We start from the raw sequence: 19,822 nt of genomic DNA on the forward strand, positions 1-19,822 counted from the left end.
GTCAGTTCCGCACCGTCAGGCCCGGGAAGTCGCGGAAGATGCGGTCGGTGTAGTTGTACAGCGAGCCGCCGATCAGCGCCGCGGTCACGAACAGCATCAGCACGATTGCCAGGAACTTGCAGGCGTAGGCGAACGTCTGCTCCTGCAGCTGGGTGGCGGCCTGCAGGAACGCGATGACCAGCCCGACCAGGGCCGCGGCGCCGATGGGCGGCCCCGACAGCAGCATGACCAGGAACAACGCCTCCTTGGTGAGTTCAAGGACCTCGTTCACGTCATCCGCCTCCCCCGTAGGTCAGCACCAGGCCGTGGACGAGCTTCGCCCAACCGTCCACCAGCACGAACAGCAGCAGCTTGAACGGCAGCGAGATGGTGGTTGGCGACAGCATCATCATGCCCAGCGCCAGCAGGATGTTGGCGACCACCAGATCGATGATCAGGAACGGCAGGAAGATCAGGAAGCCGATCTGGAAGGCGGTGGTCAGCTCGCTCACGGTGAACGCAGGGATCACGACCATGAAGTCGTCGACGTCGATGTCGTCGCGGCGGTCGGCGGGCAGCAGGCGCTGTGCGCTGCGAAGGAAGAAGGCGCGCTCGGCGTCGTTGGAATGGTGGATCAGGAAACTGCGCAGCGGCTCCTTGCCGGCCTCCAGGATGCCGAGCATGCGAGCGGCGTCCATCGGGACGTCGCCGCCGGGGGACGGCGGGCGCGCTGCGCCAGTGGCGGTGATCACCACCGGGCCTTCGTCGTCGACGTCGGGTCCGGCGTCGATGGGCTCCCCTGGAGGGTCGATGCCGTTGTCGACGTTCGCGAACTGTGCGGCGCGCGTGGGACCCTGGGCGCTGTCGATGTCAGCGGTGTCGCCCGCGGCCCGGGCCTCGGCTTCCGCCCTGAGCGCATCGGCCGCCGCAGGACTCGCCGGCGGCGGATCCGCGTCCGGGTTGGCGGCGCCGTCGCCGCCGGCCGTGGCCGGAACAAGCGGTGCTTTCGGCTGCCGCGCGGCAATGCGTTCGGCGCGCGCCACCGCGCGCTCCTCGATCTGCGCCTGGATCTGCGGCGGTGGCGGCTGGCCGGCCAGATAGGCGGTGACCGCGGCCTGGGTGTCGAAGATCACCGGCGACATCACATAGGCCGACAGCACGATCGCCAGGCCGTTGATCACCACGTTGGGCGGCACCTGCTGCAGGCCCAGGGCGTTGCGCAGCAGGCTCAGCACCACCACGATCTTGGTGAACGAGGTCACCATCACCGCCACGAACGGCGCCAGTGCGATGAAGACGACGGTGACGAGGACGACCGCCGGCGAGAAGGTGGTGAAATCCATTCCTCAGCTCCAGGACAGCAGGCGCACGCCGAGGGTGTCGCCCACGGCGACCAGTTCGCCGCGGCCGGCCACGCGGCCGTTGGCGCGGATGGTGACGTTGTTGCCTTCGACCACCGCGCCCAGTGCGAACACGTAGCCCGGCTGCAGGTCGGCCAGCTCGCCCACGCTCATCTCGGTGCGTCCGAGTTCGAACTCCACCTGCACCGGCAGGCTGCGCGCGGGATCCGGGGCGGGGGATGGCGCTTCGGCTGGCGTGCCGGCGCCCTGTTCGTTCTCGTCCATGGGTGGGTCCTCTCTGAAGATGGGTGTGGGGACGGGCTGGCCGTGTACGGTCCAGCCGGTGGGTGCGGGTGCCAGCGGCCAGTCGCGGCCGGCGGCGCGCGCGACGCAGGCGGGAGGACGGCCGCGATGGCCGGCGATGAGCACGTCGCCGGGACGCAGCGCGCGCCAGTCGCGCATCGGGATGGTGACCGGGAGCAGCAGGGAGACCGGTGCCGGCAGCGTGCGCCAGCGCCCGGCGTCGGGCGGCGGGTCGTGCTCGTAGGGTGGTTCGGCGCGGGCCGCAAGCGGCCGCAGCCAGGCGATCGGCACCCGCAGCCACGCAGTGGTGGCCGTCGTGGGCGACGATGCCGGCGGCGGCGGGCCTTCGCCTTCGCCGTCGTGGTCGGCGTCGCCCTGCTCGCCATCGTCGGGTTCGTCGTCGATATGCACCCGCAGCCACAGCGAGGGCGCGCCGCCGGCATCGCCTTCGCCTTCATCCGCGCCGTCACTGCCGTCGAGCGCAGGCAGCATGGATACGCCCAGCCAGTCGCTCAGGCGGCGCAGCGTGGTTTCGTGGGCCAGGCTCCAGGCCAGGATGCGTGCGCGCCCGGCGTGGTCGCTCCAGCGCAGCCGCGCGTCATCGTCGCCCGCGGTGGCGGGGCCGTCCACGTGCAGCGCCAGCCGGGTCCCTTCGGCATCGATCAGGAAGCTCGCCGGTGGCGCGGTCCCGGGCGCAGCCTGGACCGCGGCGCCGTCGCCCAGCAGCCACCACCGCGGCACCGCGAAGAAGCCGCGCAGGGCCTCGCAGGAAGCCGCATCCACTGTCGGCAGCACGCCGTGAACGGACCGGGCCACGGGTGCGGTGGACGCAGTTCGACGGGTGCGCGCCTTGCGCGCGCCGCGCTCAGCCGTGGCCAAGGGCCACCTTCATCAGCTCCGGCAGGGAGCGGACGCCCAATTTGCTCATCATGTTGGCCCTGTGCAGTTCCACGGTCTTGATGCTGATGCCGAGGATGTCGGCGATGATCTTGTTTGGCTTGCTCGCCACCACCAGGTCAAGCACCTGGCGCTCGCGCGGGCTGAGCTTGGCCAGCAGTTCATTGGCCATGCCGCCGACCGCCGCGCGGTTGCGCGCATTGGCCAGGGCGGTGCGCAACGCGTTCACCAGCGCATCCTCGGAGAATGGTTTTTCAAGGAAGTTGGCCGCGCCCTTGCGCATCGCCTCGACCGCAAGCGGCACGTCCCCGTGCGCGGTCACGAACACCAGCGGCAGCTTGATGCCGCGTCGGATCAGCTCTTCCTGCAGCTGCAGGCCGCTCATCTCCGGCATGCGCATGTCCGATACCAGGCATTCGCTGGCGTCGCCGTGGCGATCGCCCGCATAGGCTTCCAGGAACGCCGGGCCCGAAGCAAAGGCTTCGACCTCGAAGCCTGCGGTTTCCAGCAGCCACGCGGTTGAATCGCGGAAACCGTCGTTGTCGTCCACCAGGTAGACGCGTGTCACCGTCATTGCCTATCCCCTCCCTTCCGCGGGCGGCAGGGTGAAGCCGAACATGCTGCCACCGCCCTCGCGCGGCTCGAAGAACAGCCGCCCTTCGTGGTATTCGATGATCGAGCGACAGATCGCCAAGCCGATGCCCAGGCCGTCGCTCTTGGTGGTGAAGAAGGGCGAGAACAGCTGTGCGCCCTGCTCTTCGCTCAGGCCTTCGCCGCGGTCGCAGACCCGGACCTCGACCTCGCCGTCGAGGTTCACGCGGCCCTCGATGCGCAGGCCGCGGCTCTGCGCCGGCACCTCGCGCATGGCTTCGATCGCGTTCTTGACCAGGTTCAACAGCACCTGCTCCACCATCACCCGGTCGGCGTAGACCGCGGGCAGGCGGGGCGCGAGCGCCAGTTCGATGCGCAGCTGCAGGCGCTCGGCCTCCAGGCGCAGCAGCTCGACCACGGTGTGGGTGATCTCGACCACGTCGTGGGCGTCGCGGCGCGGTTCACGCGCGCGCACGAATTCGCGGACCCGGGAAATCACCGCCGCGGCGTGCTCGGCCTGGGTGCGCGCCGCGACCAGGGCGCGCTCGACCTGCACCGGGCCGCCGGCCTGGCCCACCAGGCGGAGGCTGCCGTTCAAGTAGTTCACGATCGCCGCCAGCGGCTGGTTGAGCTCGTGGGCCAAGGTGGCGGCCATCTCGCCGACCGACATCAGCCGCGAGGTGAACAGCAGTTTCTCCTGCTGGCTCTTGTGCGAATCCAGGGCTTCGATGCGTGCGCTGATGTCGACCGCGGTGAGCAGGTCGATTGCCGAGCCACCGACGCTGGCCGTACCCCAGTGCAGCGCGTACCAGCGGTTGCTGTGGGGGGCGTTGACCTCGCGCGGGGAGCTTGCGGCATCGTCGTCGTCGCCGTCCGCGAGCGCTGCCAGCAGGTGCGCGCGGTCGTCATGCCCGGCCAGGCCGGAGAACGCCTCGCGGTAGCCGGCGTTCGCGGCAACCAGCGTTCCGCTGCCTTGTGCGAACGCGGCACAGGGAAAAGGGATGGCCTCGAGCATCGCCGCCACGGCGGCCTCGTCCCCGGCCTGCGTCCGCGCGCGGACACCGGTGGCCGTCCCCTTCGCAGGCGTCACGCAGCAACCTGCGCGATGCGCGCCGCAGTCCCGCTGCGGTAGGCTGCCGGCGCGCTGTCCGCGCGACCCTCAAGGCGAGTGCGTTTCCCCATGTTCAAGCGATCCCTGATTGCCATTACCACCATCCTGTCCCTCGCAAGTGGCACCGTGATGTCGGCCGAGGCCGTCTCCGATGCGCCGGCCCCGACGTCGTTCGTCGCGGAGCTGCTCGCCATCCTGCTGCCCCTGGCCTTCATCATCATCGGCCTGCTGCTTGTGCTGCGCCTCATCCGGCGCCGCCACGGAATGACCGGTCCCGATGCGCCGCTGTCGATCCTGCAGATTATTCCGCTGGGACCGCGTGAACGCCTGGTGCTGGTCAAGGCGCGATCCGGTCGCGTGTTTACCGTGGGTGTCAGTGCGCAAAGCGTGAACTTCGTCACTGAACTCACGGCCGGTGATGTCCTTGTTCCCGGAAAGGGCGGAACCGGTTCCGAATGAATGCGACGGCGGTCACGCAATTGCTGTTACCGCAAAATTTCCGTTTGATTACAGGTGCCTGCAACGACCTCCGTGAATTTTGCCGACGAGCGAGGTGCGCGGGCCGATTAAAAATTTCCTTGATTGCGCTTGCACTGAGACTATCGTAATTTGCCACAAAGTGACGCATGGGGGCAGCGCTTGATTCGCAAGGCAAATCACGTGGCGGGCGGGTCGCAGGGAGGTGGCATTGCCACCATTCCTGCGCGCGGCGTGAGGCTCGGAACAGCATGCGCGCGCTGATCCAGAACCTCTTCGCGGCGCCGGCCAACACCAAGCGCGCACGCCTGGGTTACAGCGACATCGTGCTTGCCGTCGCCGCGGTGCTGATCATCAGCGTGATGATCCTGCCGCTGCCGCTGGTGGTGATCGATGCGCTGGTGGCGGTCAACATCTCGATTGGCTTCGGCCTGCTGCTGCTGGCGATCTACATTCCCACGCCGGTGGCGTTCTCCAGCTTCCCCAGCGTGCTGTTGCTGACCACGCTGTTCCGGCTGGCGCTGTCGATCGCGATCACCCGTTCGATCCTGCTCGATGCCGAAGGCGGCCACATCGTGGAGACCTTCGGCAGCCTGGTCGCCGGCGGCAATCTGGTGGTCGGCCTGGTGGTGTTCATGATCATCACCGTGGTCCAGTTCATCGTGATCGCGAAGGGCGCCGAGCGCGTGGCCGAGGTCTCGGCGCGCTTCACGCTCGACGCCATGCCCGGCAAGCAGCTGTCAATCGACTCCGACCTGCGCTCGGGGCTGATCGACAAGGACGAGGCCCGCAGCAAGCGGCGCCTGCTGGAAAGCGAAAGCCAGCTGCACGGCGCGCTCGACGGCGCGATGAAGTTCGTCAAGGGCGATGCCATCGCCGGCATCGTCATCATCATCATCAACCTGCTGGGCGGCCTGGCGATCGGCGTCATGCAGCGCGACATGGCGCTGGCCGATGCCACCCATACCTACAGCATCCTGACCATCGGCGACGGCCTGGTCTCGCAGATCCCGGCCATCCTCGCCACCATCGCGGCGGGGCTGGTGGTCACCCGCACCACCGGCGAGGTCGACGACAAGCACCTCGGCGCCGCCATCGGCCGCCAGGTCAGCGGCCAGCCGCGGGTGATGCTGATCACCGGCATCCTGGCGTTGCTGATGATGCTCGTGCCCGGCTTTCCGAAGCTGGTGTTCCTCGCACTGGGCCTGACCCTGATAGGAATGAGCGCATGGCGCTACCGCCACGGTTTCCAGATCCTGCGCCGCGCGTTCCGCGTGCCGGAGGGCGAGGTCGCCGAGGCCGATCTCCCGGCCCAGCTCGACGACCTTGCTCCGCCCGCGCCGCTGCAGCTCGACCTGTCCCCGGACCTGGCTCCCATGCAGGACGCGCTGCTGTCGCGGGTCTCGGCGATGGCGCAGGGCATGCGCGACGAGTTCGGCGTGCCCGTGCCGGCGCCGAAGCTGCGCCTGGTCGGTGACCTGGGTGAAGGTGGCTACAGGCTGAGCGCGTTCGGCGCGCGCCTGGCGTCCGGGCAGCTGCGGACCGATGCGGCATTCCGGCGTGCGGCCGTTGCCGGCGATGGCGGTCGCCAAGCCGGATTCTTCCCGGCCATGCCTGGTGAGTGGGTCGCGGCAGGCACCGAGGGTGCGCTGGGTGCTGAGGAGCTGCTGGCCGCGCATGCGCGTGGTGCGCTGCAGCGCAGGCTGGGTGGTTTCATCGGGATCCAGGAAACCGCGAACCTGTTCGCGCGCATGCAGCGCGACTATCCGGACCTGGTGAAGGAAATGCTGCGCGTGGTCGCGCCGCAGCGGGTAGCGGACGTACTGCGCCGGCTCGCCGAAGAAGGCGTGCCGATCCGCAACCTGCGCGATGTGTTCGAGGCGATCACCGACGTCGGTGGCCGCGAGAAGGACGTGGTGCTGCTGACGGAATACGTGCGGGTCGCGCTCAAGCGCGAGATCGCCGAACGCCACGCCGATGCCGAGCGCACGCTGCACGTGCTGCTGATCCATCCCGAGCTCGAGGACAAGCTGCGCCAGTCGGTGCGCGTGGCCGGCGGTGCCAGCCAGCTTGCGATCTCGCCGGAGCTGGCCGCGCGACTGGGCAGCGAGGTGCGCGCGCACCTGGCGCGGCAGTCGGCCGGCGTGCGCCCGGCGCTGCTGTGTTCGCTGGACGTGCGCAGGCACCTGCGCAAGCTGATGGAAGTCGATTTCTTCGAGGTCCCGGTACTGTCGTACCAGGAGCTCGCGCCGGACCTGCGCATCGTGCAGGCGGGGCAGGTCAACGCATGAGTCGCGAAGGCTTCACCGCAAGGTAACGGGGCTGCTGCAGGATTCAATACATTCGGAGGACGGCATGGGCGGTACTGGCAAGGACATCGACGTGGAGGCAGCGGAAGACCGCGGCATCGTGCTGCGCGTCGTTTCGGGCCTGCATGCCGGCGCCGAGCGTGACCTTGCCGGTGGCGAGATGATCCTCATCGGCAGCGGCGACGACTGCGACATGGTCCTTGCCGATGCCGGCGTTGCCGCGCACCACGCGCTGTTGAGCTTCGTCGACGGTCGCTTCTCGCTGCGTGCGCTGGACGCGCCGCTGCACGTGGGTGCGGCGATGGTCCATCCCGGCGATCCGGTCGAACTCGACCGCGTGCAGCGCGTGGGCGTCGGCGAGGCCGCGATCGCCTTCGGTGCAATGGACGATGGTGGCTGGGAGCGGCTGGTACCCGGCGGACTGGGTCCGCGCGCGGCGCCGGAGCCGGCGGATCGTCCCTGGTTGCGCCGGCTTCCGGCCGTCGCGGCGGTCGCGGTGCTGTCCCTGGCGTCGTTGGCGATCTTCGCCACGGTCATGCCGCAGCGCCAGGAAGCGCCCGACCCGCGTGAACAGCTCCAGCGCCTGGTGCCCGAGTACGGCATCGATGGCGGGCAGGCCGGTACCGATCTGCGGGGCCGGCTGGTGCTGACCGGAACGGTTCCCGATACCGCCACCCGCGAGCGCATCGCCCGGCGTATCGCCGACGACGGCATCGAGGCCAGGCTTGAACTGCGTACCGGCGACGACATCGCCGGCGACGTCGCCGAGATCCTGCGCGGCCAGGGCATCACGGCGCACACCCGCTACCTGGGCAACGGCGATGTCGAAGTCAGGGGCGCTTTCGAAGACGAAGCCGCCCTGCAGGCCGCCTCCTTCTCCCGCGCGATGCGCGAGGTGAGTGGCGTGGTCCGGGTCATCCCCGTCAACGTGTCCGAGCGCGCCACCGCCAGCCGCCAGCAGCCGGCGGTGCCGGCCAAGCCGGCGCGGATCCGGGTCGCTGCGATCGTGCGCGGCGACGAGCCGCACGTGGTGTCGGGCAAGGGCGACCGCTATCTGGTCGGCGCGGATTTGCCAGGCATCGGCACCCTGGTATCGATCACCGACAACAGCGCGCACGTGCTGCTCCCGGATGGCAACCTCGAACGGATCAAGGTCGAGACTCCGAAGCAGGACGAGCGCGAGTCCGAGGATTTTTCAAATGTCCGCAGCGAGGCCACGCCACTGCGGATGTAACACCCGTTGCGGGCATGAAGCCCGCGGCGTCACCAGTCACACAACCGAAAGGGAAAGGAGAGAATCATGACCAATATCAGTGCAGGTGCGCCCGGTCTGGGCCAGTTCATCGCAGGGGCGGCCGCGAATGGCGGTGCCGGCATCCGTGGCGGTTCGTCCGCCGGGGACCGCGGCAGCTGGTACGAGGCGATGTCCCGCGCATGGGGGCAGACGCTCGACTCGCAGGCCTCCGTCATCACCGACATGTCGGCCAACATCAGCAGCGGCAGCGACCAGCCTTCGGACATGGTCCAGCTGACGGCTGCGAGCCTGAAGATGCAGTTCATGTCGAACAACGCCGCGACCTCGCAGAACAGCGTGGGCCAGGCGCTCGAGACGCTCGGCAAGCGAGGCTAAGCGCGAAAGCGCGGGAGGACGACATGATCGAAGCTATCCAGGTGGCGGCCATGGACCCGGCGATGGCCGGCCAGGCCGGCATGCAGGGCGCCGGCGGGGCCGGCGGCCAGCAGGCCACGCCGTACGACGTCCGCGACTTCGCGGCCGCTCTCGAACGCACCGGGGGCGTTTCGCCCCAGCAACAGGCGGCACCGGTGGATCTCACGCCGGCGCAGCCCTCCGAGGGCACGCGCGCGCTGATCGGGGCAATCAACAACCTCAACGCAGGTGCCGAGAACATCAATGCGCTGTCGCAGAGCATGAGCGGCAACATCGCTGAGCTCACGCCCGGACAGATGATGGAAATGACCATGAAGTGCCATCAGTTCCTGTTCCAGGCCGAGCTGACCTCGAACGTCGCGAACCGCACTTCGGACGGCATCTCGCAGCTGTTCCGGCAGCAGTCCTGACCGGAGGGAGCACTCCATGAGGTTCCATCAACGGCTGCGGCCGCTGCGTGCGGTCCTGTTCGCGCTGGCGGCAGCGGCCCTGCTTGCTGCTTGCGGGGGCAAGCCGCTTTACAGCCAGCTCGACGAGAACCAGGCCAACCAGATCATGGGCGTGCTTATCGCGTCGGGCATCGACGCCGACAAGAACCCGTCGCCGTCGAAGGTTGGCTGGGAAGTGCGCGTGGCCCCATCCGACTTCCCGTACGCGATGCAGCTGCTTGGCGCGCACGGCCTGCCGCGCGCGCAGTTCGCCAATACCTGCGACGTGTTCAAGAAGGAAGGCTTCGCGTCCTCGTCCACGGAGGAGCGTGGGCGCGAGCAGTGCAGCCTGCAGCAGGAGCTTGCCGATACGCTCACCCGCTTCCCGGGCGTGGTCGATGCGCGCGTGCACGTGACCCTGGCCGAGCGTGATCCGCTGGGCGGGTCCAGCCAGGATTCGTCGGCCTCGGTGGCGATCTTCGAGCAGGCTGGCACCAGCGCCCGTGACCGTGAAGCCGACATCAAGCTGCTGATCAAGGATGCGGTGCCCGGACTGATCGACATCAACAAGGTCACGGTGAAATTTGCCGAAGCACCGCCGCTGCCGCCGGCCAGGCCGCAGGGCCCGGCGCTGTCGTCGATCAGCCCGCTTACGCTGGCAATCGCCGCCGGCGTTGTGCTCCTGCTTGGCCTGCTGGTCGCGTTCTGGGGCCGGGTGCGTGCCGTGGCGCAGCCGAAAAAGTCGTCGGACCAGGTCTGGAACGGCTGAGGCATGTCGCTCCGGGCACTGCTGGTCGAGGTCGATCCCGCGTGGCTTGAGCATGCTGGCACGCCGCTGGACGCGGAGTTGGCGGAGCGGGCAGGCAAGTCGGCGCTGGGCCGGCGCCTGCTCGGCGCATGGCTGGCCGAAGGGCCGGCGTCATCGCTGTTGGCACCCGATCCGGTGCGCGATCCCGACGCCGTCCGCCGCCGCTGGGCGCGTGCGCGACTGGACGCGCTGTGTCGCGACATCGGCATCCTGGCGCACGCGCCCCCCATCCGCGCCGAGGTTCGCCGGGAGCCGGTGCGGCGGCTGAGGGCGGCGCTGGGCAACAGCTACATGCTGGCGCTGGACCGCAGCGTGTGGGACGGGGTGCTGCCGCCTGACCGGCAGCGGGCGCTGGTTGCCGACTTCGATCACGCCCTGGCTGATGCCATGGCGAGCGATGACGCGGCACCGCTGTTCGCGATCTTCGACCGCCAGGGGCGTGCCGAACTGCGCGGCTGGGCACGCCGTCGCGACCCGGCGCTGGCCGACTGGTGCCGCCTGCTGCATCCGCCCGATGACGAATTGCCGCCGCACCTGCCGGAAAAGCCGGTGCTGCGGGTCTATACCCACCACGAATCACGCGCCGCCTGACGCGCGCTCCGGAGTCCCATGAACGCCGAAGCCAGTTCCAACGCCACCTCGCCACGCGCGCGAACCGCCGGGCCTGCGTCCGCAAGCGGTGGGGTGGCGGTGTTCGAGCAGCGCGCGTTCACGCGCTCGCTCGGGGCCAGCGTGGTTCCGGCCACGGCCTGGTCCAGGCTGGCCGAGCTGGATGCGCTGCTTGAGCGCGTCAATCGCCTGTACGAGGAGGGCGTCAACGACATCGCGCGGGCCCGCGAACGGGGCCACGCCGAGGGCTTTGCCGAGGGCCTGGCCGAGGCCAAGCTGCAGATGACCGAGCAGCTTGCATCGCTCAACGAACGTCGGGCGCGTGTGCTCGGCGAGGCGGGCGGGCGCATCACCGAGCTGGCCTGTGCGATCGTCGACCGGATCGCGCCCGGCTTCGACGCGCGCACGGTGGTGCCGCCGCTGGTGATGCAGGCGGTCGAAGCCGCGCAGGCCGAACAGTTCCTGCTCATCCGCGTGCATCCCAGCGTGCGGCAGGAAGTGACCGCAGGGCTGGGCGCGGTGCGCCAGGCGCATCCAGCGGTCGGGGTCATCGAACTGGTCGACGACCCCAGCCTGGAGCCGACCAGTTGCGTGGTGGTGTCGGAGGCCGGCGAAGTCCGCGCCGGCGTCGCCCAGCAGATCGAAGCCATCCGGACCGCCCTGGCCGGCAGCGCGGCGCAGCCGGGACCACCGGCATGAGCGCCACCGCGCCAGCGCCGTTCACCGGCACGGCCGGGGATCCGGATCCGCTGCTGCATGCGCTGGCGCGGGTCCAGTCGATCGAGCGCGTGGGTCGCGTTGCCGAGGCCTACGGCACCCTGATCCGAGCCACCGGGCTCAAGGCGTCGATCGGTGAACTCTGCGAATTGCGCAATCCGCGTGGCGAAGGCGACGCGTCATTCCGCCTGGCTGCCGAGGTGGTCGGCGTGTCGAAGCAGCTCACGCTGCTGACGCCGCTGGGCGCGCTTGACGGCATTTCGGCGACCACCGAGGTCTACGCCAGCGGTCGCCAGGCGGCGGTGCGCGTCGGCCCGGGCCTGCTCGGTCGCGTCCTCGATGCCCACGGCGAGCCCATCGACGACCTCGGGCCGGTGGGACGCACGGTCGACGCGCCGATCTATGCCGCGTCGCCGAACCCGTTGGCACGCAAGCTGATCGAGCGCCCCTTCTCCACCGGCGTGCGCGCCATCGACGCCACCATGACCGCGGGCGAAGGCCAGCGCATCGGCATCTTCGCCGTTGCCGGTGGCGGCAAGAGCACGCTCCTGGGCATGCTTGCGCGCGGCGGCGACGCCGACGTCAACGTCATCGTCCTGGTCGGCGAGCGCGGTCGCGAGGTCAATGAATTCATCCACGACAACCTGGGTCCGGAAGGCCTCGCGAAGTCGGTGGTGGTGGTCGCGACCTCCGACCGGCCTGCGCTCGAACGCAGCCGCGCGGCCTGGGTCGGCACCGCCATCGCCGAACACTTCCGCGACCAGGGCAAGCGCGTGCTGCTGCTGGTCGATTCGGTGACCCGCTTCGCGCGCGCGCTGCGCGACGTCGGCCTGGCGGTCGGCGAGCCGCCGGCGCGGCGTGGCTTCCCGCCGTCGGTGTTCAGCGCCCTGCCGCGCCTGTTCGAGCGCGCCGGCAACAACGACAAGGGTTCGATCACCGCGTTCTACACCGTGCTTGCCGAAGACGAGGACGGCGGCGACCCCATCGTCGAAGAAGTGCGCTCGATCCTCGACGGCCATATCGTGCTGTCGCGCAAGCTCGCTGCGGCGTACCACTATCCCGCCATCGACGTGCTGGTCAGCCTCAGCCGCACCATGCCGCGCGTGGTCGACCAGCCCCACCTGCGCGCCGCCGGGCAGCTGCGCAAGCTCCTGGCCAAGTACCAGGACATCGAGTTGCTGATCCAGCTCGGCGAATACAAGCGCGGCACCGATCCCGACGCGGACGCTGCGATCGAGAAGATCGGGCCGATCCGCAAGCTGCTGCAGCAGTCGTCGCAGGAGCTGGTGCCGTTCGAGCAGTCGGCCGCCGCGATCCGGGCGATGTTCCCGTGAAGCGCTATCCGCTGCAGACCCTGGTCCGGCTGCGCGAACACCGCACCGAGGCCGCGCGCCAGCAGGTGCTCGAGCGCCAGCGCGAGGCCCAGGCCTGTCGCGACGCGTGCCTGAAGGTCGAAGGCGAAATCGCCGCGCTGGGCCTCGAGCAGAAGCGGCACCGTGCGCGGATGCTCGATCCGCCGCCGCCGGGCGTGCCATGGGCGAGTGCGCTGGCGCAGCGCGAGGCGCATATCGACCTGCTGGGCGAACAGGCGGAAGCCGCTCGCCAGCGCCTGTTGAAGGCGCAGGAAGTCCTGCGCGCCGCCGAAGCCGCGGTCGCGGCAGCCCGCACCGCGTTCTTCCGTGCCCAGGCGCGGCTGGACGCGCTGCAGAAGCGCCGCGAAGTATGGCGCGGCGAGCAGACCGTGCTTGAAGTGCGCGAGGAAGAAAATGCAGCGGAAGACCTGCTGCAGGCGCGCCATCTGGCGGGTGCCTGAGTGAATGGAGAACCATGATGTCGATTGAGCGCAGCAGCCAGAGTTCCGCCGCAGATGCCGCGCGTGCGCGCGAAGGCACGCCCGAGGCCCGTGAGCGGCCGCCTGCCAATCGCGAGCAGAGCGATCGTTTCCGTGATGCCCTGGATCATGCCCGCCAGGGCGTGCAACAGCAGTCGCAGCGCATGGGCGAGGCACGAATGGACGGGGCCGGTGAGGCGGAGGGTGCGGAGCTGCACCAGTCGGCCACCGAGGATGCCGTGCACCGTGCCGGCGAGCGCGGCCGCGGCGGCGACGGCGGGGGACGCGATGGCGGCTCCGATGCGGAAATGAAACAGCTCGACCCGGCGATGCTGTGGCAGGCGCAGCACGCGCTTCGCGGTGATGCGCCGACAGCCATGCCGGCACCGGTGGGCGCGGGCAATGCCGTGCTTGAGCTGATCGAACGCCACGTCCGCCAGCTTGCCGTGGCCGGCGGTGCCAACGACGCCCGCGGCGATGGCCAAGTATTGCTGCGCATGTCGGACGCCACGCTTCCCGGCACCGACCTGCTGTTGAGCCGCGAAGGTGGCGGCTGGGTCCTGCGTGCCGATGTGCATTCACGTGGCAGCTACGACGCGATCCAGGATGCCGCGCCCGAGTTGATGAAGCGCTTCGCCGAGCGCAACCTCGGCAGCCTGCGCGTCGAGCCGCACTACCACGGCTGAAGCCATGTGGGTCGCGCGCCATGGCCTGCGCCCGGATGTGTCCTTCAGGGCCGGCCCCGGGCCCTTCGGGGTTGTATGCCCTGCCACTCCTCGCGCCGAAGCCGCATTCGCAGAGCGGTCCGGCCGAACTGTTCGGTGGTGCCGTCCGGCCGGAAGCCCAGGCGGGCAAGTACCGGCGGAACCGAACGGTTGCCGGGATCGCATAGCCCGATGAGCGCCGGCAGGCCGAGCGTCGCAAAGGCGTGTTGGCACAGCGGGGCGGTGCCTTCCAGCACGTGCCCGCGCCCCCAGGTGCGCGGCAGCAAACGGGCGCCGATCTCGACCTCATCGTCGGAGAATTGGCCCATGAGCGAGAAGAAGCCCACGAAACCAGCTGCGTCATCCGCGCGCCACACGCCGAGCCCGGGCTTTTCCCGATACACCTGGCGGGCGGTCTCGACCAGCGCGCATGCCGACACGATGTCATCGACCGGTGCGTCGAGCAGCGCGCGCGACACCCGGGGGTCCCGCCCGAGGCGCTGCAGGTCGAAGACGTCGCCGTGGCGCAAGCCGCGCAGCACCATGCGCCGGGTACGCAGGAATTCGTCGTCTGGCGCGTCCGTCATGGCTGGAGTATGTGGCAGACGCCACCGGTGCGGACCCGGGCCAGCCCTAGGTGGGGTACGCACCAGCTAGGCGTGGTGTGCCAGGTGCGGAAACTGGTCGCCGTGCCCGGACAGTCCGGGCCGCCAAATTCCCTACTAACTGAGGACATGGATATGGGCAGTCAAATTGGATCAGTGGTCGGCAGCCTGGTCGGTACGTATTTCGGCGGTCCGCTCGGTGCGGCAATCGGCCAGCAGCTCGGCTCGTGGCTCGGTGGCGTGCTCGGCAGCGAAATGAGCGATGCCGTCGGCTTCAACCTCGATACCGTGTTCAATGCGGCCTACTCCAATGGCTTCGATCTCGGCCTCGGGAACGGTTGACGCATGTCCATGGACGGCGCACCGCCGAAAACCCGCGAAGAGCTGGTTGAACGCCTCGCAGACCTGCGCGGGCAGGGCGTGCTCGATACCGGCGAGGAGTCACGCCTGCTCCAGCAGTTCGATGAAATGCTGCGCGACGTGAACGAAGAGAAGGCGCAGCTCAAGCCGGAATACCAGCGTCGGGTGGAAGCCGACGGGCTCGACTCCGCCAACGAGTGGCTGCGCGAAGTTGCCACGGAACTCGGGCGTCGCCACGGCGAAGCCACCCGCGCCATCACCGACCAGCTTCGGGTCGTGACGGGCTGAGTACGACGCGGACAAGGCCGGCGGGTCGCGGCTCCTAGGGTCGCCCCCAGTTGTCGACACCGCCGCGCCGCGCGAAGCTTCAATCAACACGCTTCAACCCGCAACACGCTCCAACCCGACGCCTTCGAACCAACCGCAGGATCCGACCACGACCATGCAAGGCCAACCGCCACCGAGGAAGCTGTCCCGCCGAGCGCTGACGCCGGCCGAGCTGTTGGCCCGGAACGACGGCCAGGCGGGCAGCGAACGGGCCGCGGCTGGCGTTGGTGCGGACCAGGGCTCGATGGCCGGCCAGCAGGGCCTGCTGGACCAGTTCAAGGACATGCTGCAGCAGGAAGGCAGCCTCGGGTACGACGATCGGGACGAGTTGTCCCGCGTCTTCGAGCAGGCGCTGCAGGATTCCTCTTCGTCGTCGTCAGGGCTGGACGCTTTCGACACGGCGACCTGGCGTGACACCGTCGACATGCTCCTGCAGAGCGGACTCGTCGAACAGGATGAAGCCGACCATCTGGTCCGTTCGCTCAATGATGCGCTGGCACCACTGCAGCGGCGCGAATCCCGGCTGGCGATGGAATTCAGCCAGCGCGTCGAGGCCGAGGGCCAGGAAAAGGCGCTCGAGTGGTTTCGTGAAGCCAGCAAGGCCGAGCAGGAACCCGCCGCGGGCCAAGGCCCAGGCGCTGCAGCGCCGGACCGGACGATAGCGTCGCCGCTCCGTGGCGACACCGTGAATTCAAGGTCGAGGCGTCTCCGGGGGCCGCCGAAGCAGGGTTGGACCTGATCCATCCATCCCCGCACTACCCCTTGAAATTCCAAACGGAGAACAACCATGTCAGTCGACCTCAATTCCTTTGTTGCCAACGCCACCAGCATGCGTGAGGCCGAGGCCAAGCTTTCCTCCGCCCGTGGTGGCGGCTGGCTGATCGCCCTCGCCCAGGTGCTGGGCAAGATCGCCGACAAGATGGGCGAAGCGATCGTCGCCAAGGCCAAGGAGATCGATACCGCCGGCCCCGACGCCGACAACATCAACGAGCTCAACGCCGAGCTGACTGCCATGAGCCAGGTCTTCAAGATGTTCATGGAAGCCGCGAGCAGCGTGGTCAAGACCATCGGTGAAGGCAACGCCTCCATGGCCCGCAAGCAGTAAGCGGAAACCATCGGAAAAAGAACGCCCTGCTTCGGCAGGGCGTTTTTTTTTGTTCTTCTCCCGGTTGAGGGAGCTTTCGGATGATTGCTCCGGGAGGGTGCGCGCTGCCCGCCGTGGATGCAGGGGGATGCCCGCTCAGTCCCTGCAGACGGGCATCCTGCGCATCACGAGGGTGCCGCCGGCAGGGTCGGGAACCGGCCGCACCTCATATTCCACTTTCCTGCAGTCCTTCATGTCGGCATGGCGCCTGCGGGCGCGTGACGCGGGTGCCTGCATCGCGCCCGGCTGCTCGAGGTCGTAGCTGAACCGCATTTGCGTGCCCTGCGGCAAGCCTCCCGCGTTGGCTTCCAGCAGTTCGATGACGACGACCAGGTCGAGCGACGAGGGCGACACGTTGCCGGTGATGGTGAATGCCTGGGGTGCAGCCACGCCGCCGCCGGCAATGCGCCCGCCGGGTTCGATGTCGACACGGATATCGCCCATGACACCGCTCCAGCCACCGTCCCTGGTCGCCCTGCCGTCGACTTCGAGTCCGGCGTCGCCGCGTGGATCCACGATGGCGCCGATGACGCGGAGTTGCGTGCCGCCGCTTCCGTCGGGAATGAACCGCGCCGTGCCCTTGCCGTGTTCGTCGTAGGCGGTGCCGCCGGGCGGCGACACCAGTACTTCGACGCGGCCTTCGTATGGGGTCAAGGGGAACGGCAGCTTGGGGTCGCCGCCGCCGTGGCACGCGCCAGCGGCAAGAACGAAGGCGAACGGCAGGCAGTTGGTCACGGGGCGCATGGTGTCTCGTCGGAAGGTGCGGTCCAGCCGGTGCGGCGCCGTGCCGGCGACGCTCCCGGATCAATCCTGGCGACGCGAACCCAGCCTTCTCGCGAGCAGCCAGGCCACCGCGGCGCTGAGCAGGCCGAACAGCGCGAATCCGGCGGTGGACGTCCGCGCCGCAGTATCGCCCACGGCCCCCGCACCGACCGGCAGCAGCGCCACGATCGCGAACGCGACGCAGCCATAGGCGATGATCGCCAGCAGCCAGAACAGCCACTGCATCATGCCTTCACGCAGCTCGCGCTCCACGGCAGCCGGATCCCGGTTGGCAGTGGCCGTATTGCCCTGTGCACCCAGGGCCATGAGCAGCGTCGACAGCCCGCCGGGCAGTGCATGCACCGCCCGGCGCAGCCCCCGGCGATGGGGACCTTCGCCGGTATAGGTCCCCGCAATGTCGGTGCGTGCGATGACCTGTGCACGATCCGCCGCCGCCAGCGGATTTCCGCTTCGGGCGTCGGCAGCCTGGACCTGGGTGGCCGCCGGTGCCGCGGGCGCGGCGACCACCGTGCTGCCAGCGGCCAGCGCCGTGGCGCTCGCGGGTGCCGCCGTTGCCGCGGTCGTGGCACTTGCCGCCGCCGGCAAGGTGCTCGCGGCAAGGGTTGTTGGTGCGGCGGTAGCGCGCGGCGGCATTGCTACCCGCTCATTCCCGGCCGCGTCGGCACGCGGAGGCGCGATCTCGGCGCGCTGCGGTGCCGGCACCGACGGCTCGGCGCGCGCGGCCGGTGCGGCGGCATGCGCCAGCGGCACGGCCTGGTGTGCAGGTTCCGCGCGCGCCGGAGCCATGGCGAGCTGTGCGTGCTGCGCCACGGGTACCTGGGTTTGCGCGGCGTGCATCAGGCCGGCACCGGCATGGGTCGAAGCCGCGGCATGCGTCACCGCGACCATGGGCACGACGCTGTGCATCGCCCCGGGCGCCGCCGGCGCGCGCCCGGCGTGCTCGGGGTGCGCGACATTCACGCCCTGCCCGGGAGCAGGGTGGGCGGGCGCCGCCGCCTGTGCTGCCTGGGAGCCGGCCTGGCCCGGCACGTGGCCCGGCGGATGGCCGGTGTGCAGCGGAGGCAGCCCCAGCAGCTGTTGCGGTAGACCGAGGACCTCCCGGAGCAGGCCTTGCCCCGGGTTGCCGTAGTGGCCGGGACCAGGGAGCCCCTGTCCGGGATGGCCATGGTGGGCGGGACCGGGGATGCCTTGGCCCGGGGGGCCGGGAATGCCGGGACCGGGAATGCCTTGGCCGGGATGGCCGGGAATGCCGGGACCGGGAATGCCTTGGCCGGGATGGCCGGGAATGCCGGGACCGGGGATGCCTAGTCCGGGGGGGCCGGGAATGCCAGGCCCGGGAATGCCTTGGCCTGGCTTGCCCTGACCGCCGCTGCTCCAACCCGGGAGCGCGCGTCCAGCACTCCCTCCCGGATCGCTGCCGAATCCGAGCGGAAAGCCGCCGCGATTGCCGCCGTGGAGCCCGGTATGGTTGGTCAACCAGCTCAAGTTGTGCGCGCCGGGCAGGAGCCCGGGACCCTTGGCGAGCGCGTTGTGGAGCGGGTTGACGGGAAGGATGGGCATCGCGCGCCTCATACTGGGCAGAAAACGGCATCAGGTGCCGCAGATGGATCGCCCCCAAGCCACCTTAGTCCGGTGCACGGGCTAAGGCACCCTCGGGTGGACCCGAGGTGGTCCGCGTCCGGCCTGGCTGTATCGCAGGCAAAAAAACGGGAGACCCGAGGTCTCCCGTGAAGCCGGCCTTGGCCGGAGGACTATGTTGTGGCGCGGACAGCCTACTCCCAGCCACTTCCTGATGCAATGCCTGAAATGTAGGCCGCTAAGTCATTGAAAATGTTACCGGTCGATCCGGAGCGCTTCGCGCTTCAGGGCACGCCGACTGGTGCGCGACTGCGTCCAGTCGTTGCCGAACGATGCCGGCTCCCAGGCACCGTAGGTCGGATTGGGCAGCATCCACCAGCGGTCGCCGAACCACCCGCGATGTTCGCCGTGCTGCGCGGCGTGTTGCTGCGGGGTATTCGCGGTGACCTGCACGAAGTCGCCGAGCTGGTCGCCGAACTGCATCAGGACCCGATGGCTGCGCCCGACCGCCTGGCGGCGGCAGGTCTTGCCGGAACCGGCCTGCTCGCAGCCGGGCACCTGCATCCCCTGGCCGAGGAAGACGTCCTCGTGCTGTACCGGCAGGCCTTCGCTGCGCAGGTTGGCGAGGGTGGCTTCGGTGAGCGTGGCGCTCCGGTTGGAGATGTAGAACACGGTGATGCCCTTCGCCGCTGCGGCGCGGGTGAAGGCGACCGCGCCCGGCACCGCGACCGCCCTGCGCTCCTCCACCCATGCGTCCCACGCGGGATCGGCGAACTCGGTGCCGTCGATCACCAGGCGCGCCTGGTAGGCGGAATTGTCGAGCACGGTCTCGTCGATATCGAGGATCACCGCGGGCGGCAGCGCAGCGGCATCCCCGGCCGCGGAGCGCTCGGCCGGGACCAGCGCATCCCACGACGGATCCGCGAGCGCGGCGTCCAGGCGTTCGGTGGCGGCGCGGAACACGGTTTCCGAGATCGCGCGGTATTCCACCGAGCGCTGCAGCCACAGCACCGCGTTGAGGTTGTCATCGGCCGGCACGGCATCGGGCGCGGGCGCGGCCGATGCGGCAGGGGAGCCGGATGCCGCGGGCGGCACGCTGGCGTCAGCGGCCAATGGGACGTGCCGGCATGCACCCAACGCCAGGGCGATGGCGAACAGGGCGGCGGTGCGTGAGACGGTCAAGCGCGGCTGGAGACGCATGGATGATTCCGGGTGCGGGACAGTCCCGGAGTCTATCCGGAACCCCACCGGT

24 protein-coding genes are annotated in these 19,822 nt (G+C 69.4%); 15 read left to right on the forward strand and 9 right to left on the reverse strand.

Annotated features, from left to right (window positions below; genetic code table 11):
- Position 1: 1 nt before the first annotated feature.
- Genes sctS through ACW7GZ_RS08325 form a run of 5 tightly spaced genes read right to left on the reverse strand, consistent with a single transcriptional unit; the run spans position 2 to position 4,200 of the window.
- Positions 2–271, reverse strand: a complete 270-nt coding sequence (sctS, locus tag ACW7GZ_RS08305) for a type III secretion system export apparatus subunit SctS (protein ID WP_456965402.1) — start codon at positions 269–271, stop codon at positions 2–4.
- Position 272: 1 nt separating this feature from the next.
- Positions 273–1,322, reverse strand: a complete 1,050-nt coding sequence (locus ACW7GZ_RS08310) for an EscR/YscR/HrcR family type III secretion system export apparatus protein (RefSeq protein ID WP_457004226.1) — start codon at positions 1,320–1,322, stop codon at positions 273–275.
- A gap of 3 nt (positions 1,323–1,325) precedes the next feature.
- Complete coding sequence (gene sctQ / locus ACW7GZ_RS08315) at positions 1,326–2,438, reverse strand: type III secretion system cytoplasmic ring protein SctQ (RefSeq protein ID WP_457004228.1); 1,113 nt, start codon at positions 2,436–2,438, stop codon at positions 1,326–1,328.
- Between the two features lie 49 nt (positions 2,439–2,487).
- A complete protein-coding gene (locus ACW7GZ_RS08320; protein ID WP_457004230.1) occupies positions 2,488–3,093 on the reverse strand; it encodes a response regulator transcription factor in 606 nt (201 codons plus the stop codon).
- A 3-nt stretch (positions 3,094–3,096) separates the two neighbouring features.
- Positions 3,097–4,200: a sensor histidine kinase gene (locus tag ACW7GZ_RS08325; RefSeq protein WP_457004232.1), complete on the reverse strand. Its 1,104-nt coding sequence runs from the start codon at positions 4,198–4,200 to the stop codon at positions 3,097–3,099.
- Between the two features lie 90 nt (positions 4,201–4,290).
- Between ACW7GZ_RS08325 and ACW7GZ_RS08330 the strand changes: the two genes are divergently transcribed.
- The 11 genes from ACW7GZ_RS08330 to ACW7GZ_RS08380 all read left to right on the forward strand — a co-directional run bounded on the left by ACW7GZ_RS08330 (position 4,291) and on the right by ACW7GZ_RS08380 (position 13,755).
- Positions 4,291–4,680 (forward strand): flagellar biosynthetic protein FliO, encoded by a 390-nt coding sequence (locus ACW7GZ_RS08330; RefSeq protein WP_457004234.1) that lies wholly within the window; start codon positions 4,291–4,293, stop codon positions 4,678–4,680.
- A 269-nt stretch (positions 4,681–4,949) separates the two neighbouring features.
- Positions 4,950–6,989 carry a type III secretion system export apparatus subunit SctV gene (gene sctV / locus ACW7GZ_RS08335; protein ID WP_457008756.1) on the forward strand — a complete coding sequence of 680 codons (2,040 nt, stop codon included), beginning with the start codon at positions 4,950–4,952 and terminating at the stop codon, positions 6,987–6,989.
- 64 nt (positions 6,990–7,053) lie between these two features.
- On the forward strand, positions 7,054–8,241 hold the full coding sequence (locus ACW7GZ_RS08340) for an FHA domain-containing protein (RefSeq protein ID WP_457008758.1): 1,188 nt from the start codon (positions 7,054–7,056) through the stop codon (positions 8,239–8,241).
- A 66-nt stretch (positions 8,242–8,307) separates the two neighbouring features.
- On the forward strand, positions 8,308–8,637 hold the full coding sequence (locus ACW7GZ_RS08345) for a hypothetical protein (RefSeq protein WP_457004240.1): 330 nt from the start codon (positions 8,308–8,310) through the stop codon (positions 8,635–8,637).
- A gap of 23 nt (positions 8,638–8,660) precedes the next feature.
- Positions 8,661–9,086, forward strand: coding sequence for a hypothetical protein (locus tag ACW7GZ_RS08350; RefSeq protein WP_457004241.1), 426 nt, complete (start codon positions 8,661–8,663; stop codon positions 9,084–9,086).
- A 16-nt stretch (positions 9,087–9,102) separates the two neighbouring features.
- Complete coding sequence (locus ACW7GZ_RS08355; RefSeq protein WP_457004243.1) at positions 9,103–9,873, forward strand: hypothetical protein; 771 nt, start codon at positions 9,103–9,105, stop codon at positions 9,871–9,873.
- 3 nt (positions 9,874–9,876) lie between these two features.
- Positions 9,877–10,503, forward strand: coding sequence for a hypothetical protein (locus ACW7GZ_RS08360; protein WP_457004244.1), 627 nt, complete (start codon positions 9,877–9,879; stop codon positions 10,501–10,503).
- Positions 10,504–10,521: 18 nt separating this feature from the next.
- A complete protein-coding gene (locus ACW7GZ_RS08365) occupies positions 10,522–11,220 on the forward strand; it encodes a FliH/SctL family protein (protein WP_457004246.1) in 699 nt (232 codons plus the stop codon).
- Positions 11,217–12,572: a FliI/YscN family ATPase gene (locus ACW7GZ_RS08370; protein ID WP_457008760.1), complete on the forward strand. Its 1,356-nt coding sequence runs from the start codon at positions 11,217–11,219 to the stop codon at positions 12,570–12,572. Before ACW7GZ_RS08365 ends, ACW7GZ_RS08370 begins: the two co-directional genes overlap by 4 nt.
- Positions 12,569–13,051 (forward strand): hypothetical protein, encoded by a 483-nt coding sequence (locus ACW7GZ_RS08375; protein WP_457004249.1) that lies wholly within the window; start codon positions 12,569–12,571, stop codon positions 13,049–13,051. The genes ACW7GZ_RS08370 and ACW7GZ_RS08375 overlap by 4 nt, the downstream gene beginning before the upstream one ends.
- Positions 13,052–13,068: 17 nt before the next feature.
- A complete protein-coding gene (locus ACW7GZ_RS08380) occupies positions 13,069–13,755 on the forward strand; it encodes a hypothetical protein (protein ID WP_457004250.1) in 687 nt (228 codons plus the stop codon).
- Positions 13,756–13,799: 44 nt separating this feature from the next.
- Here the strand turns inward: ACW7GZ_RS08380 and ACW7GZ_RS08385 are convergent, their stop codons facing one another.
- Positions 13,800–14,360, reverse strand: coding sequence for a GNAT family N-acetyltransferase (locus tag ACW7GZ_RS08385; protein WP_457008762.1), 561 nt, complete (start codon positions 14,358–14,360; stop codon positions 13,800–13,802).
- A 153-nt stretch (positions 14,361–14,513) separates the two neighbouring features.
- On the opposite strand from ACW7GZ_RS08385, the gene ACW7GZ_RS08390 reads away from it, so the two are divergent.
- The 4 genes from ACW7GZ_RS08390 to ACW7GZ_RS08405 all read left to right on the forward strand — a co-directional run bounded on the left by ACW7GZ_RS08390 (position 14,514) and on the right by ACW7GZ_RS08405 (position 16,170).
- The gene (locus ACW7GZ_RS08390) at positions 14,514–14,720 is read left to right on the forward strand and encodes a glycine zipper domain-containing protein (protein WP_343254457.1); all 207 of its coding nucleotides are present in this window, start codon (positions 14,514–14,516) and stop codon (positions 14,718–14,720) included.
- 3 nt (positions 14,721–14,723) lie between these two features.
- Positions 14,724–15,026: a hypothetical protein gene (locus ACW7GZ_RS08395; protein WP_457004253.1), complete on the forward strand. Its 303-nt coding sequence runs from the start codon at positions 14,724–14,726 to the stop codon at positions 15,024–15,026.
- 283 nt (positions 15,027–15,309) lie between these two features.
- Complete coding sequence (locus ACW7GZ_RS08400) at positions 15,310–15,804, forward strand: hypothetical protein (protein WP_457004255.1); 495 nt, start codon at positions 15,310–15,312, stop codon at positions 15,802–15,804.
- Positions 15,805–15,852: 48 nt separating this feature from the next.
- A complete protein-coding gene (locus ACW7GZ_RS08405; protein WP_457004256.1) occupies positions 15,853–16,170 on the forward strand; it encodes a hypothetical protein in 318 nt (105 codons plus the stop codon).
- A gap of 135 nt (positions 16,171–16,305) precedes the next feature.
- Here the strand turns inward: ACW7GZ_RS08405 and ACW7GZ_RS08410 are convergent, their stop codons facing one another.
- The 3 genes from ACW7GZ_RS08410 to ACW7GZ_RS08420 form a co-directional block, all read right to left on the reverse strand.
- Positions 16,306–16,953: a hypothetical protein gene (locus ACW7GZ_RS08410; protein WP_457004258.1), complete on the reverse strand. Its 648-nt coding sequence runs from the start codon at positions 16,951–16,953 to the stop codon at positions 16,306–16,308.
- Between the two features lie 60 nt (positions 16,954–17,013).
- The gene (locus tag ACW7GZ_RS08415) at positions 17,014–17,952 is read right to left on the reverse strand and encodes a hypothetical protein (RefSeq protein WP_457008764.1); all 939 of its coding nucleotides are present in this window, start codon (positions 17,950–17,952) and stop codon (positions 17,014–17,016) included.
- Positions 17,953–18,825: 873 nt separating this feature from the next.
- A complete protein-coding gene (locus ACW7GZ_RS08420) occupies positions 18,826–19,770 on the reverse strand; it encodes a 5'-nucleotidase, lipoprotein e(P4) family (RefSeq protein WP_457004261.1) in 945 nt (314 codons plus the stop codon).
- Between the last annotated feature and the right edge of the window lie 52 nt (positions 19,771–19,822).

The sequence above is a fragment of the Luteimonas sp. A537 genome (genome assembly GCF_054052065.1).

Excerpts from the sequence above, each read along its gene's own strand:
- ACW7GZ_RS08310 (WP_457004226.1), bottom strand. The coding sequence starts at position 1,322 with ATGGATTTCACCACCTTCTCGCCGGCGGTCGTCCTCGTCACCGTCGTC.
- ACW7GZ_RS08320 (WP_457004230.1), bottom strand. The coding sequence starts at position 3,093 with ATGACGGTGACACGCGTCTACCTGGTGGACGACAACGACGGTTTCCGC.
- ACW7GZ_RS08330 (WP_457004234.1), top strand. The coding sequence starts at position 4,291 with ATGTTCAAGCGATCCCTGATTGCCATTACCACCATCCTGTCCCTCGCA.
- sctV (WP_457008756.1), top strand. The coding sequence starts at position 4,950 with ATGCGCGCGCTGATCCAGAACCTCTTCGCGGCGCCGGCCAACACCAAG.
- ACW7GZ_RS08340 (WP_457008758.1), top strand. The coding sequence starts at position 7,054 with ATGGGCGGTACTGGCAAGGACATCGACGTGGAGGCAGCGGAAGACCGC.
- ACW7GZ_RS08345 (WP_457004240.1), top strand. The coding sequence starts at position 8,308 with ATGACCAATATCAGTGCAGGTGCGCCCGGTCTGGGCCAGTTCATCGCA.
- ACW7GZ_RS08350 (WP_457004241.1), top strand. The coding sequence starts at position 8,661 with ATGATCGAAGCTATCCAGGTGGCGGCCATGGACCCGGCGATGGCCGGC.
- ACW7GZ_RS08355 (WP_457004243.1), top strand. The coding sequence starts at position 9,103 with ATGAGGTTCCATCAACGGCTGCGGCCGCTGCGTGCGGTCCTGTTCGCG.
- ACW7GZ_RS08360 (WP_457004244.1), top strand. The coding sequence starts at position 9,877 with ATGTCGCTCCGGGCACTGCTGGTCGAGGTCGATCCCGCGTGGCTTGAG.
- ACW7GZ_RS08365 (WP_457004246.1), top strand. The coding sequence starts at position 10,522 with ATGAACGCCGAAGCCAGTTCCAACGCCACCTCGCCACGCGCGCGAACC.
- ACW7GZ_RS08370 (WP_457008760.1), top strand. The coding sequence starts at position 11,217 with ATGAGCGCCACCGCGCCAGCGCCGTTCACCGGCACGGCCGGGGATCCG.
- ACW7GZ_RS08380 (WP_457004250.1), top strand. The coding sequence starts at position 13,069 with ATGTCGATTGAGCGCAGCAGCCAGAGTTCCGCCGCAGATGCCGCGCGT.
- ACW7GZ_RS08385 (WP_457008762.1), bottom strand. The coding sequence starts at position 14,360 with ATGACGGACGCGCCAGACGACGAATTCCTGCGTACCCGGCGCATGGTG.
- ACW7GZ_RS08390 (WP_343254457.1), top strand. The coding sequence starts at position 14,514 with ATGGGCAGTCAAATTGGATCAGTGGTCGGCAGCCTGGTCGGTACGTAT.
- ACW7GZ_RS08395 (WP_457004253.1), top strand. The coding sequence starts at position 14,724 with ATGTCCATGGACGGCGCACCGCCGAAAACCCGCGAAGAGCTGGTTGAA.
- ACW7GZ_RS08400 (WP_457004255.1), top strand. The coding sequence starts at position 15,310 with ATGGCCGGCCAGCAGGGCCTGCTGGACCAGTTCAAGGACATGCTGCAG.
- ACW7GZ_RS08405 (WP_457004256.1), top strand. The coding sequence starts at position 15,853 with ATGTCAGTCGACCTCAATTCCTTTGTTGCCAACGCCACCAGCATGCGT.
- ACW7GZ_RS08410 (WP_457004258.1), bottom strand. The coding sequence starts at position 16,953 with ATGCGCCCCGTGACCAACTGCCTGCCGTTCGCCTTCGTTCTTGCCGCT.
- ACW7GZ_RS08420 (WP_457004261.1), bottom strand. The coding sequence starts at position 19,770 with ATGCGTCTCCAGCCGCGCTTGACCGTCTCACGCACCGCCGCCCTGTTC.